Raw genomic sequence first — 15,880 nt, 5'->3', positions numbered from 1 at the left:
AGCCACATGGTGTGACCGACCGGATGCAACCGGTCGCCCCCGTCGTGGGTGTCAGACGCAAGGACCGCCACGGGGGAGGGACATTGGATGCGAACGACGGGTTCGAGGAGTTCTACCGAACCACCAGACAGCGCGTCGTCACGGTGCTCTACGCACTCAGTGGCGACCTGACCGAAGCCCAGGATGCCGCCCAGGAGGCGTACGTGCGGGCCTGGCAGCGCTGGTCCCGGATCAGCGGCTACGACGACCCGGAGGCGTGGGTCCGGATGGTCGGCTACCGCCTCCTCGTCAACCGCTGGCGCAAGATCCGAAATGGCCTGGCCGCCTACCGCCGACATGGTCCACAACCCGCCGTCGGGCCGCCGTCGGAGAACACCGTCGCGCTGGTCACGGCGCTGCGGCGGCTGCCTGCGGAGCAGCGACAGGTCGTCGTCCTGCATCATCTGGCCGACCTGTCGGTCGCCGAGATCGCTGCGCAGACCGACACACCGAGCGGCACCGTGAAGGCCCGCCTCGCCCGTGGCCGCAAAGCGCTCGCCGCCCTGCTGGACATCACCCTTCCCGAGGAGGTCAGCAATGCCTGAGCCGCTCTTCTCGGACCTCTACCGGGACACCGAGCACCTGACCTGGGCGCCGGTCGAGCAGGTGCGCCGACGTGGGCGGCAGCGGACTCGCCGGACCCGGATCGCCGCCGGTCTCGCCGCAGCTGTCGCCGTCGCCGTGGTCGCCTCGGGGGCCGCGGCTCTGGCCGGCCGCCCGGACGCCGCGCCGCCCCTGCCGCCGGCGACCGGTGTCCCGACCACCCCGGCGCCCAGCCCCACCACGGACCCGACGCCCTCCGCCGGCCCGGCCCCCACCCGCGGCACGCCGTCGAGCCCGCCGTCCGCCGGGGGGCCGTCCAGCTGGCCGCCCAGCCGCACCATCCCCGCCGGGGCCACGCTGCAAATCGCGGACCTGCCGCGCGGCTTCACGATGTCGCCGGGCAAGGGCGCCGGGGACTGGACGCTCGAATCGGCGACCAGCTACTGCGAGAACCGACTGCCGTCGTTGGCGGTCGGCGTGGTGGCCACCCGGTTCGTGCAGTTCGATTCACCCACCGACTGGCTGGTCGAACGGGTCACCCGGCACTCCGGGACCGGTGCCGCCACCGCCATGCAGCGGGTCCGGCGGATCGCCGCGGACTGCGTACCGGCCCGGTCGGGCGACTCTCTGTCGATCATGGCGGAAGGGCTGGGCGGTGCCGACTCGGTGCTGGTGGGCGGCGAGATCGAGGGGATCCCGAGCCGCTGGCTCTTCGTCCGGCAGGGCGACCTGGTGGCGCAGCTCCGGCTCGACCACCAGGCCGCTCCGGCCGAGGCCCGCCACTTCGCGAAGTTGGCGGCGGACCGGCTCTGCGTCGGCACCGACGCCTGCTGACCATCGCCCCGGAGGCGCTCAGAGGCGTAGCGCCTCCGGGGCGTGCAGGCGGAGCATGGTGGTGCCGACGTCGGGGGGCAGGCGGCGCCGGGTGGCCACCGACACCGCCACCATCACCGTGAACGCCAGCGGCACGGTCCACGCGGCCGGCTGGGTGGTCAACGTGGCCGGCCAGCCGGTCAGCGGCGGCCCCAGCACGGTGAGCAGCACCGCGCCCATCGCGGCGCCGCCGCCGACCAGCACCCCGGCGGCGGCGCCCAGGTCGGTCAGCCCGCGCCACCAGATGCCCAGCACCAGCAACGGGCAGAAGCTCGACGCGGCCACCGCGAAGGCCAGCCCGACCACCTGGGAGACGTCCAGCCCGGACAGGTTGAGCGCGAGCACCGCCGGCACCCCGCCGGCCAGCACCGTGGCCAGCCGGAAGCCGCGTACCGAGCCGCGGCCCAGCACGTCGGTGGAGATCACCCCGGCCACGCTGGTGAGCAGCCCGGACGAGGTGGAGAGGAACGCGGCGAACGCCCCGGCGGCGACCAGCGCGGCGAGCAGCTGGCCGGCCGTGCCGTCGCCGAGCGCCGCCCCGGGCAGCAGCACCACCACCGCGTCGGTCTGGCCGGTGACCAGCAGTTGCGGGGTGTAGATCCGGCCCAGCACGCCGTAGATGGTGGGCAGCAGATAGAAGACGCCGACCAGGGCGAGCACCACCAGGGTGGTCCGGCGGGCGGCCGCGCCGTCCGGGTTGGTGTAGAAGCGGACCAGCACGTGGGGCAGCCCCATGGTGCCGAGGAAGGTGGCCAGGATCAGCGAGTACGTCCCGAACAGCCCCCGGTCGTCGTCCCCGGCGGTGTCCGGCAGCAGCCAGTCGGCGGCGTCGGTGGCCGTACCGGAGACCTCCGGCACCGGGTCGCCGGCCGCGAAGTCGAGGCGGTCGCCGGGGCGTACCTCCCGGACGTCGCCGTCGGGGAAGGTGAGGGTCGCGCGGTGCTCGACCACGACGGTGGTCGCCGCGCGGAACGCCGGCCCGTCGGGCGGGGTCACCGCCGGGCGGGCGTCGGCCTGCCACTGCAGGGCCAGGAAGATCGCGGGTACGGCCAGCGCGGTCAGCTTCAACCAGTACTGGAACGCCTGGACGAAGGTGATCGCGCGCATCCCGCCCAGCGCCACGTTCGCGGTGACCACCACGGCGACCAGCAGCGCACCCACCGGGTACGGCGAGCCGGCGACCGTGGCCAGGGTCAGCCCGGCGCCCTGGAGCTGCGGCACCAGGTAGAGCCAGCCGATGAAGATCACGAAGACGGTGGCCAGTTTGCGCAGCCGCCGCGAGCCGAGCCGCACCTCGCAGAAGTCCGGCAGGGTGAACGCCCCCGAGCGGCGCAGCGGGGCGGCCACGAAGAGCAGCAGCGCCAGATAGCCGGCGGCGAAGCCGACCGGATACCAGAGCACGTCCACGCCGTACTTGAGGATCAGGCCGGCCACGCCCAGGAAGCTCGCCGCCGACAGGTACTCGCCGCCGATCGCGGCGGCGTTCCAGGTCGGGCTGATCGCCCGGGAGGCGACCAGGAAGTCGGAGGTGGTCCGGGCCAGCCGCAGCCCGTAGAAGCCGATCCCGACCGTGACCAGGGTGACCGCCACGATCGCCGGGACGACGTACCCGTTGCCCATCCTCAGCGCTCCGGCCGCTGGACCAGGTCGGTGAAGTCCTGCTCGTTCCGTTCCGCCAGCCGCACGTACGCCCAGCCGACCGCGATCAGGAACGGAAAGGCGGCCACCCCGAGCAGCAGCCACGGCAGGTTGACCCCGAGCACGCTGACCCGCCCGACCGAGGGCGCGATGGCGAACAGCCAGGGCAGGCCGCCCAGCCCGATCAGCACCAGCAGGCTGAGCCGCAGGGCCAGCGCGAGCTGGGCCCGGACCAGCCCCCGGACGAGCGCCTCGCCGACCCGGGTCTGCTGGGTCAGTTCGGAGCGGGTCCGGTCCGCCCGGCTCGCCGAGCGGGACACCTCGGCCAGCACGATCCGGGTACGCGGGGACGGCTCGGCCGCGCGCGGGCTCGGCACCGGAGCGGCCGCCGGCCGCCCCGGAGCGCCGCGCTCGTCCGCTCCGGTCATCCCCGGCAGTCTCGCCTGATCACCGGGAATGTCAAGGTTCCGCGACGGCATTCGCCGCACCGCCCTGTGGACAACCTGTGGAGAACGCGTCACTCCTGTGGACAACCCGGTGGATGACGGGAGGTTCGTTGTGGACGACGGACCAGGATGTCAGGGTGGGCGGATAGAAGGGAGGTGTGACGGTGACCAGCCCAGCTCGGCCCGGCCGAGGCGAGGCCTGGACGGTGGACGACCTCCAGGACCTCCCCGAGGACGGCCAGGACTACGAGATCTTCGACGGGAGCCTGCTCGTGTCCCCCCACGCGGACGTCTTCCACGGAGCGGTCGCCAACCGCCTCCGCCGGCTGCTCGACCGGCAGGCGCCGGCCGGCCTGCTCGTCGGGCAGGACATCGGGGTCAGCGCCAAACGCTCGTCGTACTTCGTGCCGGATCTCTTCGTGGCCCGGGAGGACGCCCTCGACCGGGGCGGCGCCGCGCTCGACCCGGCCGACGTGCTCCTCGTGGTCGAGGTGATCTCGCCGAACAACGCCGGCCGCGACCTGGTGCTCAAGCGCCACGAATACGCCGCGGCCGGCATCCCCCGCTACTGGCTGGTCGAGCCGCGGAAGCAGACGCTGACCGTGCTGGAGCACGTCGGCGGCGGCTACCGGGAGGCCGCCCAGGTCGGAGTGACCGACGTCTACCGCCCCGAGGCACCCTTCCCGCTCGCGTTCGCGGTGTCCGACATCTTCTGAGCGCTCTTCCGGAACCTTTCTCTCCGCCCGTGAGTGGAACAGGTGGAGAGGGGAGGTGACGGTGTCCGACGAGCTGATCTCCGAGCTGTACGCGGCCTGCTACCGCCGGCTGGTCGTGCAGTTGTACGCGGTGACCGGCGACCTGCACGAGGCGCAGGAGGCGGTCCAGGAGGCGTTCACCCGGGCGCTGGTCGCGCCGCGCCGCTTCGCAGGCCTGGACAACCCGGAGGCCTGGTTGCGCCGAGTGGCGGTGAACGTCGTACGCAGCCGGCACCGGCGCCGGCGGGTGCTGGACAGGTTGCTGCGCCGCATCGGGCCGCCGCCCGAGGTCGCGGACCGGTCGCCCGAACACCTCGCGCTGCTCGCCGCGCTGCGTGACCTGCCCGAGGGGCAGCGACACGCGTTGGCCCTGCACTACCTGGTCGACCTGCCGGTGGACGAGGTCGCGGCGGCGCTCGGGGTCACGGCCGGCACGGTCAAGTCCCGACTCTCCCGCGGCCGGCAGGCCCTCGCCCGGCTGCTCGCCGACGTCGACCCGGCCGACGCCGGCCCCGACGTCACCGTCACCAGCATCGGGAGGATCGATGTCCGATCGTGAACTGCGCGGCTTCGATGTCGCCACGGTTAGCCGGGCCGTCCGGCAGCCGCCGCTCGACGAGCTCCGCTCGGCTGCCCGCCTGCGCGCCCGGGCCCGGCGCCGGCAGCGCGGCGGGCTGCTGCTGGCCGTCGTGGCCGCACTCGCCGGCACGGCGCTGACCCCGGTCGCCGGGGGCCTGGGCGGCGGCCAGCCCACTCCCACCGCGGTCCCGGCACCGCCCGCCGGAGCCGAGCTGTTCCTGCTGAAGGACCGGTCGGTGGTCGCCGTCCGGGTCACCAACATCAACTGCGAGCTGAACTTCAGCAACACCCGGGACTTCGGGCGCACCTGGTCGCCGTACCGCAGGGCGCGATACGACGGGCCCTGCCGGATCAAGAACGGGAGGGGCGAGTCGGACGTCCGCTACTTCCCGCTCAGCGCGCGGACCTACCTGGTGAGCGTCGACGGGCGGTCCTACCTGTCCACCGACGAGGGGCGGACCTGGCGGGACGGGGCGAGCGCCATCGTCACCGTCGACGCCTTCCCGCCGAAGGCCCAGCTGGTCTCGTCCGGAGTGGCGTGGTGGGGGCTGCCCGAACCGATGGCCGTCGACCCCGACACGGGCACCGCCTACCGGCTACGGGCGGGGGTGCCGACGGCGGACACGATGAACAGCCTCTACGTGAGCCCGGACGGGGTGCTCTGGGCCGCCTTCTGGCCGGGGGACGTGCGCCAGCCGTCGGTGCTGGCGCGCAGCACCGACCGGGGCAGGACCTGGGAGACCCAGCTGGCCCCGAACGGCGGCGCGGTGATGTCCGTGGCGGCACAGAACGGGCAGGTGGCGTACCTGCTGGCGGAACCGTACTCACCGATGGGCGGAAAAGCGCCGGACGGCAGCCTCGCCACGATCATGCGGACCGGCGACGGGGGCCGGACCTGGCAGCGGGTCGAGACGGACCTGCCGGCCGCCTGGTCCGGCGACCGCCACCTGGTGCTGGGCGCGGACGGCAGCCTCCTGATCGGGGACGGGGACGCCAACGGTAACGGCTTCCTGTGGGTGAGCCGCGACGGCGGCCGGCACTTCACCAAGAACCTAATGGACCGGGACGGTGTGGTGATCAGCTGGCTACCGGGACAGGTCCTGTACTACGGAGCCGGCGGCGTCCGGTTGACCACTGACGGACGGACGGCCACCCGGATGCCGGGCCTGGAGTGACCGCCGGCCCGGGGCGGGACGCTGGGTCGTCCCGCCCCGGTTGTTCCCGGTCAGCGGTTCCAGTCCTGTTTCGCCGCCCGGACCAGCTTGTCCTTCAGCTCCCGGGTGTGCCGGCGGCTGACCGGCAGCTCCGTCCCGTCGATCACCACCACGTAGCCGGAGTTGACCAGCCGCAGCTCCGCGATCAGCTTCAACTGCACCAGGTACGACCGGTGGATCCGCACGAAACCGGCGTCCGCCCAGCGCTCGGCCAGGGTGGCCAGCGACACCCGGACCAGGTGCGAACCGTCCGCGGTGTGCAGCCGGGCGTAGTCCCCCTGCGCCTCCACCCAGCGCACCGCCGAGCGGGGCAGCATCCGGGTCGTCCCGGCCAGCTCGATCGGGATGGTCGGGTCCTCCTCGGCACGGGCCAGGGCGGCCGGGTGCGACGGCACCACCCGGGAGCCGATCACCCGGCGCAGCGACTCGGCCAGCCGCTCGGCGCGTACCGGCTTGCGCACGTAGTCGGTGGCGCCCAGGTCGAAGGCGTCGACCGCGCCGTCGTCGTACGCGGTGACGAAGACGATCGCCGGGGGCCGGGCGAACCGCCGCAGCACCCGGGCCAGCTCCATCCCGTCCAGCCCGGGCATCCGGATGTCCAGGAAGACCACGTCGACGTCGGCGTCGCGGAGCACCCGCAGCGCCTCGGTCGCGTCCCCGGCCGTGTGCAGCTGGGCCACCCGGGGGTCGGCCCGCAGGTGGTACGCCAGCTCGTCCAGCGCCGGCGGCTCGTCGTCCACCGCGAGCACGCGGAGGAAACCGGAGGCGTTCACGAACCCGCCCGTACGCCGGGGTGGAACTTCGGCACCCGCATGCTCACCCTCGTACCCGAGCCCAGGCCGGTCTCGACGACCAGGCCGAACCGGTCCCCGAAGACCGACCGCAGCCGCTCGTCGACGTTCGACAGGCCCACGTGCTGCCCCGGGTCGTCGGTCGGGTCGCCGCCCGCGGCGGCCAGCTCGGCGATGCCGGCGGTGAGCGTGGTCGGATCCATCCCCACTCCGTCGTCCTCCACCGTGATGTGGCATTCGGCGCCCGCGTCGCGGGCCTCGATGCTCACCATGCCGGTGCCCGGCTTGCGGGACAACCCGTGCCGGACCGCGTTCTCCACGAGCGGCTGCAGGCAGAGGAACGGCAGGGTCACCGGCAGCACCTCCGGGGCGATCTGGAGGCGCACCTGGAGCCGCTCGCCGAACCGGGCCCGCTCGATGGTCAGATACCGGTCGATCGAGCGCAGCTCCTCGGCGAGCGTGGTGAACTCGCCGTGCGCCCGGAACGAGTAGCGGGTGAACTCGGCGAACTCCAGGATCAGCTCCCGGGCCCGCTCGGGGTCGGTCCGGACGAACGAGCCGATCGCGGTCAGCGCGTTGTAGATGAAGTGCGGGCTGATCTGGGCGCGCAGGGCGCGTACCTCGGCCCGGGCCAGCCGCTCCCGGGACGAGTCCAGCTCGGCCAGGGCGAGCTGGTCGCCGGCCCAGTGCGCGGTCTCCAGGGTCGCCTGCACCAGCCCCGGGGCCGGCTGCTCGTCGGCGACCGCCACCAGCGCCCCGACCACCCGGCCGTCCGCGCTCAGCGGCGCCACCACCGCGCCCCGTACCGGGCAGTCCACCAGGTCGCAGCGCAGCTCCGACTCCCGCAGCACGGTCGACCGCCCGGCGGACGCCGCCCGCCGGGCCGCCGCGAGCAGCTGGTCGCCGTGGTGCGCGCCGCGCCCGTCGAGGGCGAGCAGGGCTTCCCGGTCCGTCAGCGCCAGCCCGGCCGCGCCGACCAGGGCCCGCAGGTGGCGTACGGCCTTCGCCGCGCCCGCCGCGCTCAGGCCGGCCCGCAGCGGCTCGGCGGCCAGCCCGGCGGTGTGCAGCACCTCGTAGGTGGCTCGCTGGGTGGCGGTGGCGATGCCCCGCCGGGCGCGCAGCCGCAGCACCGCCCAGAGTGCCGCGGCGAGCGCGGTGACCAGCGAGACGACGCCGAAGACGGCGGAGAGGTTGCCACCCACGCAGCGATCCTGACCGGTGGCGACCCGGAGCGCTAGTAGGCGCCCTTGCGGGCCACCACCACTCCGATGGTCCGCCACAGGATGCTCAGGTCGTACGCCAGCGACCAGTTGTCGACGTAGTAGAGGTCGAGCCGGACCGCCTCGTCCCAGGAGAGGTCGGAACGACCGGAGACCTGCCAGAGCCCGGTGATGCCCGGCCGGACCAGCAGCCGGCGGCGGACGTCACCGAGGAAGTCACCGTCGTCGGCCGGCAGCGGGCGCGGCCCGACCAGCGACATCTCGCCCCAGAGCACGTTGATCAGCTGGGGCAGCTCGTCCAGCGAGGAGGCGCGCAGGAAGCGGCCCACCGGGAACACCCGCGGGTCCTGCTTGATCTTGAACAGCATGCCGTCGGTTTCGTTCTGGTCGACCAGGCTGGCCAGCCGCTCCTCGGCGTCGGTGTACATGGTGCGGAACTTCCAGACCCGGAAGGTCCGCCCCTCGTGCCCGACCCGCGGCTGCCGGAAGAAGACCGGCCCCCGATCCGAGATCCGGATGGCGATCGCGATCGCCAGGAAGAGCGGGATCAGCAGCACCAGGCCCAGCCCGGCGGCCACCCGGTCCATCACGTTCTTGATCAGCAGCGCCGGACCCGACAGGGTCGGCTCCTCGACGTGCAGCAGCGGCAGGCCCTCGATCGGGCGGATGTGCACCCGGGGGCCGGCGATGTCGGTCAGCTGGGGCGCGACCACCAGGTCGACGCCGGAGCCCTCGAGCTGCCAGGCCAGGCGGCGCAACTCCCCCGGCTCGGCGCTGGCCGAACCGCAGACGGCGATGGTGTCCCCGCCGACCTCCCGGACCAGGGCGAGCACGTCCCGGCCGGCGTAGACCGGCACCGGGGTCTCCAGGCCGCGTGCGGCGGCGTACCCGTCGGTGAGGTGGATGGCCACCGGCACCAGGCCGGCACCGGGGTTGCGGGTGACCGTGGTGTAGACCTCCAGGCACTCCGGCAGCGTGCCGACCAGCACCATCCGGTGCCCTGCCTGACCCGCCCGGCGCCGGACGACGTGCAGCAGGAACCGGGCGACGAAGCGCTCCAGCAGGATCAGCACCAACGCGCCGAGCAGGGCGAAACCGACCGTGTATCGCGAAAGGTCGGTCTTGGTGGCGAAGGCGAGGAACGAGACCGTCGCGGCGACCGCGACGCCGCCGCGGATCACCCGCTTGAACTCGTCCGGCCCCAGACCGAGGTGGCGCCGGTCGTACGCCCGGTTGCCCCACAGGATGATCAGCCAGCCGAGCGGCAGCAGCACGAACGCCACGGTGTAGAACCAGGTGGGGTCTTCCTTGGCGTTGTAGAACCCGGCCCGGGCCTGGCCGAAGGCCTCCTGGGCGATCCAGTCGGCCACCACCACGGCGAGGAAGTCGAGCAGCAGCAGGATCGCCGTGTAGGGGCGGTGCCAGCGGGACACCCGGCGACGAGCGCGGGCCCACGCCGACCGGGGTACGCCGTTGTGCGACGGCGGAGTCGGCGGCTGGATCTCGAAGCTGTCGACGTGCCGCACGCTCTTGCTCCGGCCTGTGTTGGTTACCGGGCGCTGGAGGCTTGTCGTCACCTCAACCCATGTCCTCCCGCATGACGCGCGCCCTCACTCGCCGTGAGGACCCGGGTCGCCCACCGTCCCAGTCTCCCACGCGGGCCCGGTCGGGACGGCCCCCGGAGGGGAGATGCCGTCCGTTGGTGCTCGTGGGGATCTGGCCGGCTCCGTATCGGTTGTGAAGCCGGGGACCGAGCCACTATACCGATGGATGGCGGCCCCGGTAGAGGTGCAAGTGGGAGCTTCGGCGATCCGCGGCCGATTCCTCTCTGTAATCGCCGCGTGCAATTACTCACCGTACGAGTCGGGACAACCTTCGGTCAGCGAGCGGCTTGCCGCCGGTCTGGCAGGTCGGGCAGTACTGGAGGCTGGAGTCGGCGAACGAGACCTCCCGGACGGTGTCGCCACAGACCGGACAGGGCAGCCCGGTCCGGGCGTGCACCTTGAGGCCGGAGCGCTTCTCCCCCTTCAGTTCGGCGGCCCGCTGCCCCATAGAGCGCCGGACCGCGTCGCCGAGCACCGCGCGGGTGGCGGCGTGCAGCGCGCCCAACTGGTCGTCGGTGAGCCGGTCGGTGATCGCGAACGGGGACAGCTTCGCCGCGTGCAGGATCTCGTCCGAGTACGCGTTGCCGACCCCGGCCAGCACCGCCTGGTCGGTCAGCACCCCCTTGACCTGGCCCCGCCGGCTGCGCAACCGCTCGGCGAAGGTGGCCAGGTCGGCGTCGAGCGCGTCCGGGCCCAGCTTCGCCACCCCGGGCACCTGCGCCGGGTCGGTCACCAGGTACGCGGCCAGCTTCTTCTGGGTGCCGGCCTCGGTCAGGTCGAAGCCGGAGCCGTCGTCCAGGCGTACCCGGACGGCGACCGGACCCTTGCCGGGACGCAGCGGGGCGGTCGACGGGAAGGCCTCCCGATAGTGCAGCCAGCCCGCCCGGGCCAGGTGGACCACCAGGTGCAGCCCGCCGTCGAACCGGACGTCCAGGAACTTGCCGTGCCGGCCGGCGCCCACCACCGCCCGCCCCGACACCGCGCTCGGCGGCGGGTCGTACGTCTTCAGGGCACTGATCGCGGCGACCTCGACGCGCTCGACGCGCCGGCCCACCGCCCGCTCGCGCAGGTAGCCGGCGAGCGCTTCCACCTCCGGTAGTTCGGGCACCGTACAACGGTAGCCTTCTTTCCCGTGAGAATCGTGGTGGCGCACAACCGGTACCGGGAAGCCCAGCCCTCCGGCGAGAACACGATCGTCGACGCGGAGATCGCGCAGCTCACCGCGGCCGGGGTGGAGGTGCTGCCGTTCCTGCGCAGCTCCGACGAGATCCCCACCATGTCGAAGCCGGCCAAGGCGCTGCTGCCGATCTCCCCGATCTGGGCGCCGAAGGCCCAGCACGACCTGGACCGGCTGCTCGCCGAGCACCGCCCCGACGTGCTGCACCTGCACAACCCGTACCCGCTGCTCTCGCCCTGGGTGGTGCGGACCGCGCACAAGCGCGGCGTGCCGGTGGTGCAGACGGTGCACAACTACCGGCAGGTCTGCTCCTCCGGGCTCTACTTCCGGGACGGGGTGATCTGCCAGGACTGCCGGGGCCGGGCGCTGGGCGTGCCGGCGATCGTGCACCGCTGCTACCGGGGCTCGCGGGCGCAGAGCGCCCTGATGGCCACCACCCTCGCCGTGCACCGCCCGACCTGGCGGTCGGTGGACCGGTTCATCGCGCTCACCACCGCGGTCGCCGACCACCTCCGCGACTACGGCATTCCGGACGAGCGGATCGTGGTCAAGCCCAACGCCGTTCCCGACCCGGGCACCCCGGCGCCGCCCGGCGACGGCTTCCTCTTCATGGGGCGGCTCAGCCCGGAGAAGGGGCTGGACCTGCTGCTGGAGGCGTGGCGGCGGCACCCGGTGGGCGCGCTGGGTCCGCTGCGGATCGCGGGTGACGGCGAGCTGCGCCCGCTGGCCGAGGCGGCCGCCGCCGAGCGGCCCGACGTGCGCTACCTGGGCCAGCTCGACCGGGCCGGGGTACGCGCCGCGCTGGCCGACAGCGCCGTGGTGCTCGCCACCTCCACCTGGCACGACGTGCTGCCGACCGTGATCATCGAGGCGCTGGCCAGCGGCCGGCCCGTGCTCGGCACCGCGCTCGGCGGGATCCCCTACCTGGTCGGCGCGGACACCCCCCGGGAGCCGGCCGGCACCGGGCCGGCCGAGCTGGCCTCCGCCGTCGCCGGGGACGCCAGCGGCCCGGCCATCCCCGACGGCATCGAGCGGGGCGAGGCCGGCTGGGTGGTGGCCCCGGATCCGGCCGCCCTGGCCGCCGCCCTGCCGGTGGCGAGGGCCGGTGCGGCGCGGCTCGCCCCGGCCGCCCGCGCCCGCTACGAGCGCACCTTCCACCCCGACGTGGTCACCAAGCGCCTCATCGACATCTACGCCGACGTCGCCCGGGCCGCGGCGTCTCGCTGACCCTCCGACCGACCCGCTCCCGCCTCGCCGAGCCGTCCACCGTGAAGATCGCGCCCGACCCTGGAAACAGGGCCCTCGGCGCGAGCGGGACCCCGCTACCTCCAGAATCGAGCACGATCTTGGGCGCGGGGCGCGGGGCGCGGGGCGCGGGGCGTCAGCGGAGGGAGGCGCGGGCGGAGAAGGCGATGCTGGCGAGCAGGAAGCCACCGTTGACGATCGTGAAGGCGACGACCAGCCACACGGTCAGCGCCGGGGCGACGGCCAGCACCAGGCCCGCCAGGAAGATCACCGCACCGTAGTCCCGGACCAGCTTCACCAGGCGTACCGGGAGCGAGGACGAGGTGACCATGCTGGCGGCGTTCGGGCCGGCCTGCATCACCGAGGTGACCAGATTGACCATCCAGGTGCCGGCGAAGATCGCCACCAGCCAGGCCGGCGTGGCCGGGCGTTGCGCCACGGCGGTCGCCCCGAGGGCGGCGACCAGAGCGATCTGGGCGGCCACGTCGCACAGCACGTCGACCCGGGCGCCCGCCGAGCTGCCCTGCCCGGTGACCCGGGCGAGCTGCCCGTCCGCGCAGTCCAGCGCGTACGCGATCTGCCACCCGACCAGGGCGACCAGCCCGACGGCCCAGGCCGGGACGTCGCCGGCGGCCACCGGCCCGGCGAGCGCGACCACGGTGACCGAGGTGGCCAGGCCGAGCACCAGGTTGGTGAGGGTCAGCGCGGTGGGGCGCAGCCCGAGCCGCTGGGCGACCATCGCGAAGACCGCCCCGATCCACTGGCTGATCGACTCGCTGAACAGGCCGCCGCCCCGGTTGACCCGGTGGAAGTCGGCGATCGCGGGCCGGGACGGGTCAGCCAAGGTCATCGCGAAGTTCATCGGCGTAATCTCCCAGCCGCCGACGGGTCTCGTCGGGCGACATCGCAAGGTGTTCGAGGATGGTGTAGCGGTCCGGCCGGGTGGCCGGCGCGTACTGCACCGCCTCGACGAACTGGGCGTCCGTCAGCCCCACGTCGGCGGGGAGCCGGGGCAGCCCGTGCCGCGCCAGGCAGGACGACATCTCGGCAAACCGGCGCTCGTCGCCGCGCAGGAAGGTGCAGAAGAGCGCGCCGAGCCCGGCCAGCTCGCCGTGCGAGGCGGTGCCCGGGAAGAGCGCGTCGATGGCGTGCATGATCTCGTGGCATCCGCCGCTGCAGGGACGGCTGGTGCCCTCGATCGCCATCGCCAGGCCGCTGGAGATCAGTGCCTCGGCGAGCACCGTGACGAAGGCGTCGTCGCTCATGTCGCCCGGGTGGTTGAGCACCGCTTCGGCGCCCGCCCGGGAGAGCGAGGCGGCCAGCCCGTCGAACGGCTCGCCGCGTACCTCGCGGGCCAGTTCCCAGTCGGCCAGCGCGCTGATGTTGCTCACCACGTCGCCGACACCGGCGCGGTTGTGCCGCTCCGGGCCGGCTTCCACGAAGTCCAGGTCCACGATCACCGCGATCGGGATGTGCACCCCGTAGGAGCCCTTGATCCCGTCGGTGATCAGGCTGGCGACCGGGGAGGCGATCCCGTCGTTGGCGAGGCTCGTCGCCACCGAGACCATCGGCAGGCCCCGGCGGGTCGCCGCGTACTTCGCCACGTCGATGGTCTTGCCGCCGCCGATGCCGACCACCGCGTCGTACGACCGGGCCCGAAGCTTGCCGCCGAGGTCGTCGGCGGCGTCCAGACTGCCCCCGGCGACGGTGAACACATCGGCCGACCGCAGCGACGGGCGGACCAGGTCGGCGACCTTCTCCCCCTGTCCCGGCCCGACGACGACCGCGACGTCACCGCCGGCGGAGATCCGTCCGTCGGCGAGGATCGTGCCGAGGTCCGCCACCGCCCCCCGCCGCACGTCGATGTGCAGCGGAGTCAGCACGCTACGGGCTAGTAGCGGCACGCGATCTCCCGCGCCCGAGCCAGGTCGGCGTGGTTGTCGACCTCGACCCAGGAGACGTCGCCGATCGGCGCCGCCCGCACCTCGCCGCCCCGGTCGGCGAACTCCTGGTAGCCGTCCTCGTAGTAGAGGTTCGGGTCGCGCCGCCAGGTCGCCTCCAGGGCGTCGGCGAGAGCGTCGGCCACCTGCGGCTCGATCAGGGTCGCGCCGATGTACTCCCCGTACGCCTCACCCGGGTCCATCAGCTTGGTGATCCGGGTGAGCTGGCCGGCCACGTCGAAGGTGGCTTTCATCTCCTCCTCGGCCAGCGGCTTGAGCGTGTCGACGGCCAGCAGGACGGCCGGACCGCGCTCGGCCAGCAGGGTCTTCTCCACGCTCACCGGGTGCACGGTGTCGCCGTTGACCAGCAGCACGCCCCGGGAGAAGTGCTCCCGGGCCAGCCAGAGCGAGTACGCGTTGTTCCACTCCTCGGCCTTGTCGTTGTGCACGAGGGTGATCTTGACGCCGTACTTCTCCTCCAGCGCCGCCTGCCGCTGCCGCACCGCGTCCGCCGCGTAGCCGACCACGATCACGATCTCGGTCAGGCCCACCTCGGCGAGGTTGCGCAGCGCGATGTCGAGGATGGTGATCTCCCCGTCCACCGGCACCAGCGCCTTCGGCAGGGTGTCGGTGTACGGGCGCAGCCGACGCCCCGCACCGGCCGCGAGCACCATCCCGATCATGCCGAAGCCCTCCCCACGACTGACACACGGTCATCGTGGAGGATAGCGTCACCGCTCGGCAGCGCTCCGGCCAACCGGTGTTGGCCGGCCGTTCAGCCAGCAAGTGCCGCGTGAGCTGGTACTATGCGCGGCTGGTCACCGGCCGATCGCGCGCAGCGCGGCGAAGGCCTCCTCGGCGATCCGCCGGATCAGCCCGTCGTTGACGTCGCGGTGCTCGTCGAGCAGGCCGAGGTCCCGCTCCGCCAGCCAGCGGAACTCGGTGTGCTTCCCCACCTCCAGCCGGGGCCGGTTCAGGTCCCCGTCCACTCGGACCAGGAAGTCGGTCTCCACCCGCGCCAACCCGTCGTCGGCGGTGTAGCGGTACTCGCCGACCAGGCCGAGCACCTGCGAGACCCGCCAGCCGGTCTCCTCGGTGACCTCGCGGTGGAGCGCGTCCGCCACCTCCTCGCCCGGTTCGAGGTGGCCGCCGACGATGTCCCAGCAGTTGGGGAAGAGGCGCCGCTCGGGCGACCGGCGCTGGAAGAAGAGGCGACCGTCGTCGTCCACGATCAGCGCGCCGGCGCAGCGGAGGGGCTCGGTGGGCATGCCACGACAGTAGCGAGCGGGACCGCCCGGGGGCGATGGTGGCCTTGTCCCGGTACGCATCGATGGTCCACCATGTCCGTACCGAGGCCACCGTCCCATAGGGGTGATGCGTGATGCAGGTTCGGGAAGCGATGTCCAGTGAGGTTCTCGTGGTCGGCCCGGAGCACACGCTCCGCCAGGCGGCCCGGATGATGTCGGCCCGCCGTGTCGGGTCGGCGGTCGTGATCGACCCGGACTCCGAAGGGGTCGGGATCATGACCGAACGCGACGTGCTCAACGCGATCGGCGCCGGGCTCGACCCGGACGTCGAACGCACCGGAGCCCACCTGACCTGGGACGTCGTCTACGCCGGCCCGGACTGGACGGTGGAGGAGGCGGCGGTGGCCATGGCCCGTGGCGGCTTCCGGCACCTGGTGGTGCTCGACGGCCGGGAGGTGGCCGGGGTGATCTCCGTCCGCGACCTGATGCGGGTCTGGGCGCGGGAGCACGCCGCCGCGACGGTCTGAGCCGACCGCGGAGACGACGATGGCCCGGCCGAAACGGCCGGG

The 15,880-nt window shown here is 73.3% G+C and carries 17 protein-coding genes; 7 read left to right on the top strand and 10 right to left on the bottom strand.

Annotated features, from left to right (window positions below):
- Nucleotides 1-83: 83 nt before the first annotated feature.
- Together FXF52_RS17325 and FXF52_RS43120 are read left to right on the top strand one after the other, a co-directional pair.
- Nucleotides 84-584: a SigE family RNA polymerase sigma factor gene (locus FXF52_RS17325; protein ID WP_148797943.1), complete on the top strand. Its 501-nt coding sequence runs from the start codon at nt 84-86 to the stop codon at nt 582-584.
- Nucleotides 577-1,416, top strand: a complete 840-nt coding sequence (locus tag FXF52_RS43120; RefSeq protein ID WP_255472056.1) for a hypothetical protein — start codon at nt 577-579, stop codon at nt 1,414-1,416. The genes FXF52_RS17325 and FXF52_RS43120 overlap by 8 nt, the downstream gene beginning before the upstream one ends.
- An 18-nt stretch (nt 1,417-1,434) precedes the next feature.
- Here the strand turns inward: FXF52_RS43120 and FXF52_RS17315 are convergent, their stop codons facing one another.
- Nucleotides 1,435-3,075, bottom strand: a complete 1,641-nt coding sequence (locus FXF52_RS17315; protein ID WP_148797942.1) for a cation acetate symporter — start codon at nt 3,073-3,075, stop codon at nt 1,435-1,437.
- A gap of 2 nt (nt 3,076-3,077) precedes the next feature.
- Nucleotides 3,078-3,521 carry a hypothetical protein gene (locus tag FXF52_RS17310; protein ID WP_255472055.1) on the bottom strand — a complete coding sequence of 148 codons (444 nt, stop codon included), beginning with the start codon at nt 3,519-3,521 and terminating at the stop codon, nt 3,078-3,080.
- A gap of 182 nt (nt 3,522-3,703) precedes the next feature.
- On the opposite strand from FXF52_RS17310, the gene FXF52_RS17305 reads away from it, so the two are divergent.
- The 3 genes from FXF52_RS17305 (at nt 3,704) to FXF52_RS17295 (ending at nt 6,048) form a co-directional block, all read left to right on the top strand.
- Nucleotides 3,704-4,255: a Uma2 family endonuclease gene (locus FXF52_RS17305; RefSeq protein ID WP_187413547.1), complete on the top strand. Its 552-nt coding sequence runs from the start codon at nt 3,704-3,706 to the stop codon at nt 4,253-4,255.
- Nucleotides 4,256-4,316: 61 nt separating this feature from the next.
- Complete coding sequence (locus FXF52_RS17300; RefSeq protein WP_222870554.1) at nt 4,317-4,853, top strand: RNA polymerase sigma factor; 537 nt, start codon at nt 4,317-4,319, stop codon at nt 4,851-4,853.
- Nucleotides 4,840-6,048, top strand: coding sequence for a sialidase family protein (locus FXF52_RS17295; RefSeq protein WP_148797939.1), 1,209 nt, complete (start codon nt 4,840-4,842; stop codon nt 6,046-6,048). The genes FXF52_RS17300 and FXF52_RS17295 overlap by 14 nt, the downstream gene beginning before the upstream one ends.
- A 50-nt stretch (nt 6,049-6,098) precedes the next feature.
- On the opposite strand, the gene FXF52_RS17290 is transcribed toward FXF52_RS17295, so the two are convergent.
- From FXF52_RS17290 to FXF52_RS17275, 4 genes are all read right to left on the bottom strand, one after another.
- On the bottom strand, nt 6,099-6,860 hold the full coding sequence (locus tag FXF52_RS17290) for a LytTR family DNA-binding domain-containing protein (protein WP_148797938.1): 762 nt from the start codon (nt 6,858-6,860) through the stop codon (nt 6,099-6,101).
- Entirely contained in the window at nt 6,857-8,080 is a 1,224-nt protein-coding gene (locus FXF52_RS17285; RefSeq protein WP_148797937.1) for a sensor histidine kinase, read from the bottom strand. Before FXF52_RS17285 ends, FXF52_RS17290 begins: the two co-directional genes overlap by 4 nt.
- Nucleotides 8,081-8,112: 32 nt before the next feature.
- On the bottom strand, nt 8,113-9,624 hold the full coding sequence (locus FXF52_RS17280; RefSeq protein WP_148797936.1) for a sugar transferase: 1,512 nt from the start codon (nt 9,622-9,624) through the stop codon (nt 8,113-8,115).
- Between the two features lie 325 nt (nt 9,625-9,949).
- On the bottom strand, nt 9,950-10,810 hold the full coding sequence (locus tag FXF52_RS17275; RefSeq protein WP_148797935.1) for an Fpg/Nei family DNA glycosylase: 861 nt from the start codon (nt 10,808-10,810) through the stop codon (nt 9,950-9,952).
- A gap of 24 nt (nt 10,811-10,834) precedes the next feature.
- Here FXF52_RS17275 and FXF52_RS17270 point away from each other — a divergent pair, with 24 nt between their 5' ends.
- Nucleotides 10,835-12,106, top strand: coding sequence for a glycosyltransferase family 4 protein (locus FXF52_RS17270; protein ID WP_148797934.1), 1,272 nt, complete (start codon nt 10,835-10,837; stop codon nt 12,104-12,106).
- Between the two features lie 154 nt (nt 12,107-12,260).
- On the opposite strand, the gene FXF52_RS17265 is transcribed toward FXF52_RS17270, so the two are convergent.
- The 4 genes from FXF52_RS17265 to FXF52_RS17250 all read right to left on the bottom strand — a co-directional run bounded on the left by FXF52_RS17265 (nt 12,261) and on the right by FXF52_RS17250 (nt 15,332).
- Complete coding sequence (locus FXF52_RS17265; protein WP_148797933.1) at nt 12,261-12,986, bottom strand: CDP-alcohol phosphatidyltransferase family protein; 726 nt, start codon at nt 12,984-12,986, stop codon at nt 12,261-12,263.
- On the bottom strand, nt 12,961-14,028 hold the full coding sequence (locus FXF52_RS17260) for an iron-containing alcohol dehydrogenase family protein (RefSeq protein WP_148797932.1): 1,068 nt from the start codon (nt 14,026-14,028) through the stop codon (nt 12,961-12,963). The genes FXF52_RS17265 and FXF52_RS17260 overlap by 26 nt, the downstream gene beginning before the upstream one ends.
- The gene (locus tag FXF52_RS17255; RefSeq protein ID WP_148797931.1) at nt 14,016-14,747 is read right to left on the bottom strand and encodes a sugar phosphate nucleotidyltransferase; all 732 of its coding nucleotides are present in this window, start codon (nt 14,745-14,747) and stop codon (nt 14,016-14,018) included. The genes FXF52_RS17260 and FXF52_RS17255 overlap by 13 nt, the downstream gene beginning before the upstream one ends.
- Before the next feature lie 135 nt (nt 14,748-14,882).
- Nucleotides 14,883-15,332, bottom strand: a complete 450-nt coding sequence (locus FXF52_RS17250) for an NUDIX domain-containing protein (RefSeq protein ID WP_187413546.1) — start codon at nt 15,330-15,332, stop codon at nt 14,883-14,885.
- 113 nt (nt 15,333-15,445) lie between these two features.
- Here FXF52_RS17250 and FXF52_RS17245 point away from each other — a divergent pair, with 113 nt between their 5' ends.
- Nucleotides 15,446-15,838, top strand: a complete 393-nt coding sequence (locus FXF52_RS17245) for a cyclic nucleotide-binding/CBS domain-containing protein (RefSeq protein WP_148797929.1) — start codon at nt 15,446-15,448, stop codon at nt 15,836-15,838.
- Nucleotides 15,839-15,880: the final 42 nt, after the last annotated feature.

Source organism: Micromonospora sp. MP36, from assembly GCF_008119785.1.
Lineage (GTDB): Bacteria > Actinomycetota > Actinomycetes > Mycobacteriales > Micromonosporaceae > Micromonospora.
The sequence above is the reverse complement of the archived record's forward strand: the minus strand, read 5'-3'. Positions and strand labels throughout refer to the sequence as shown.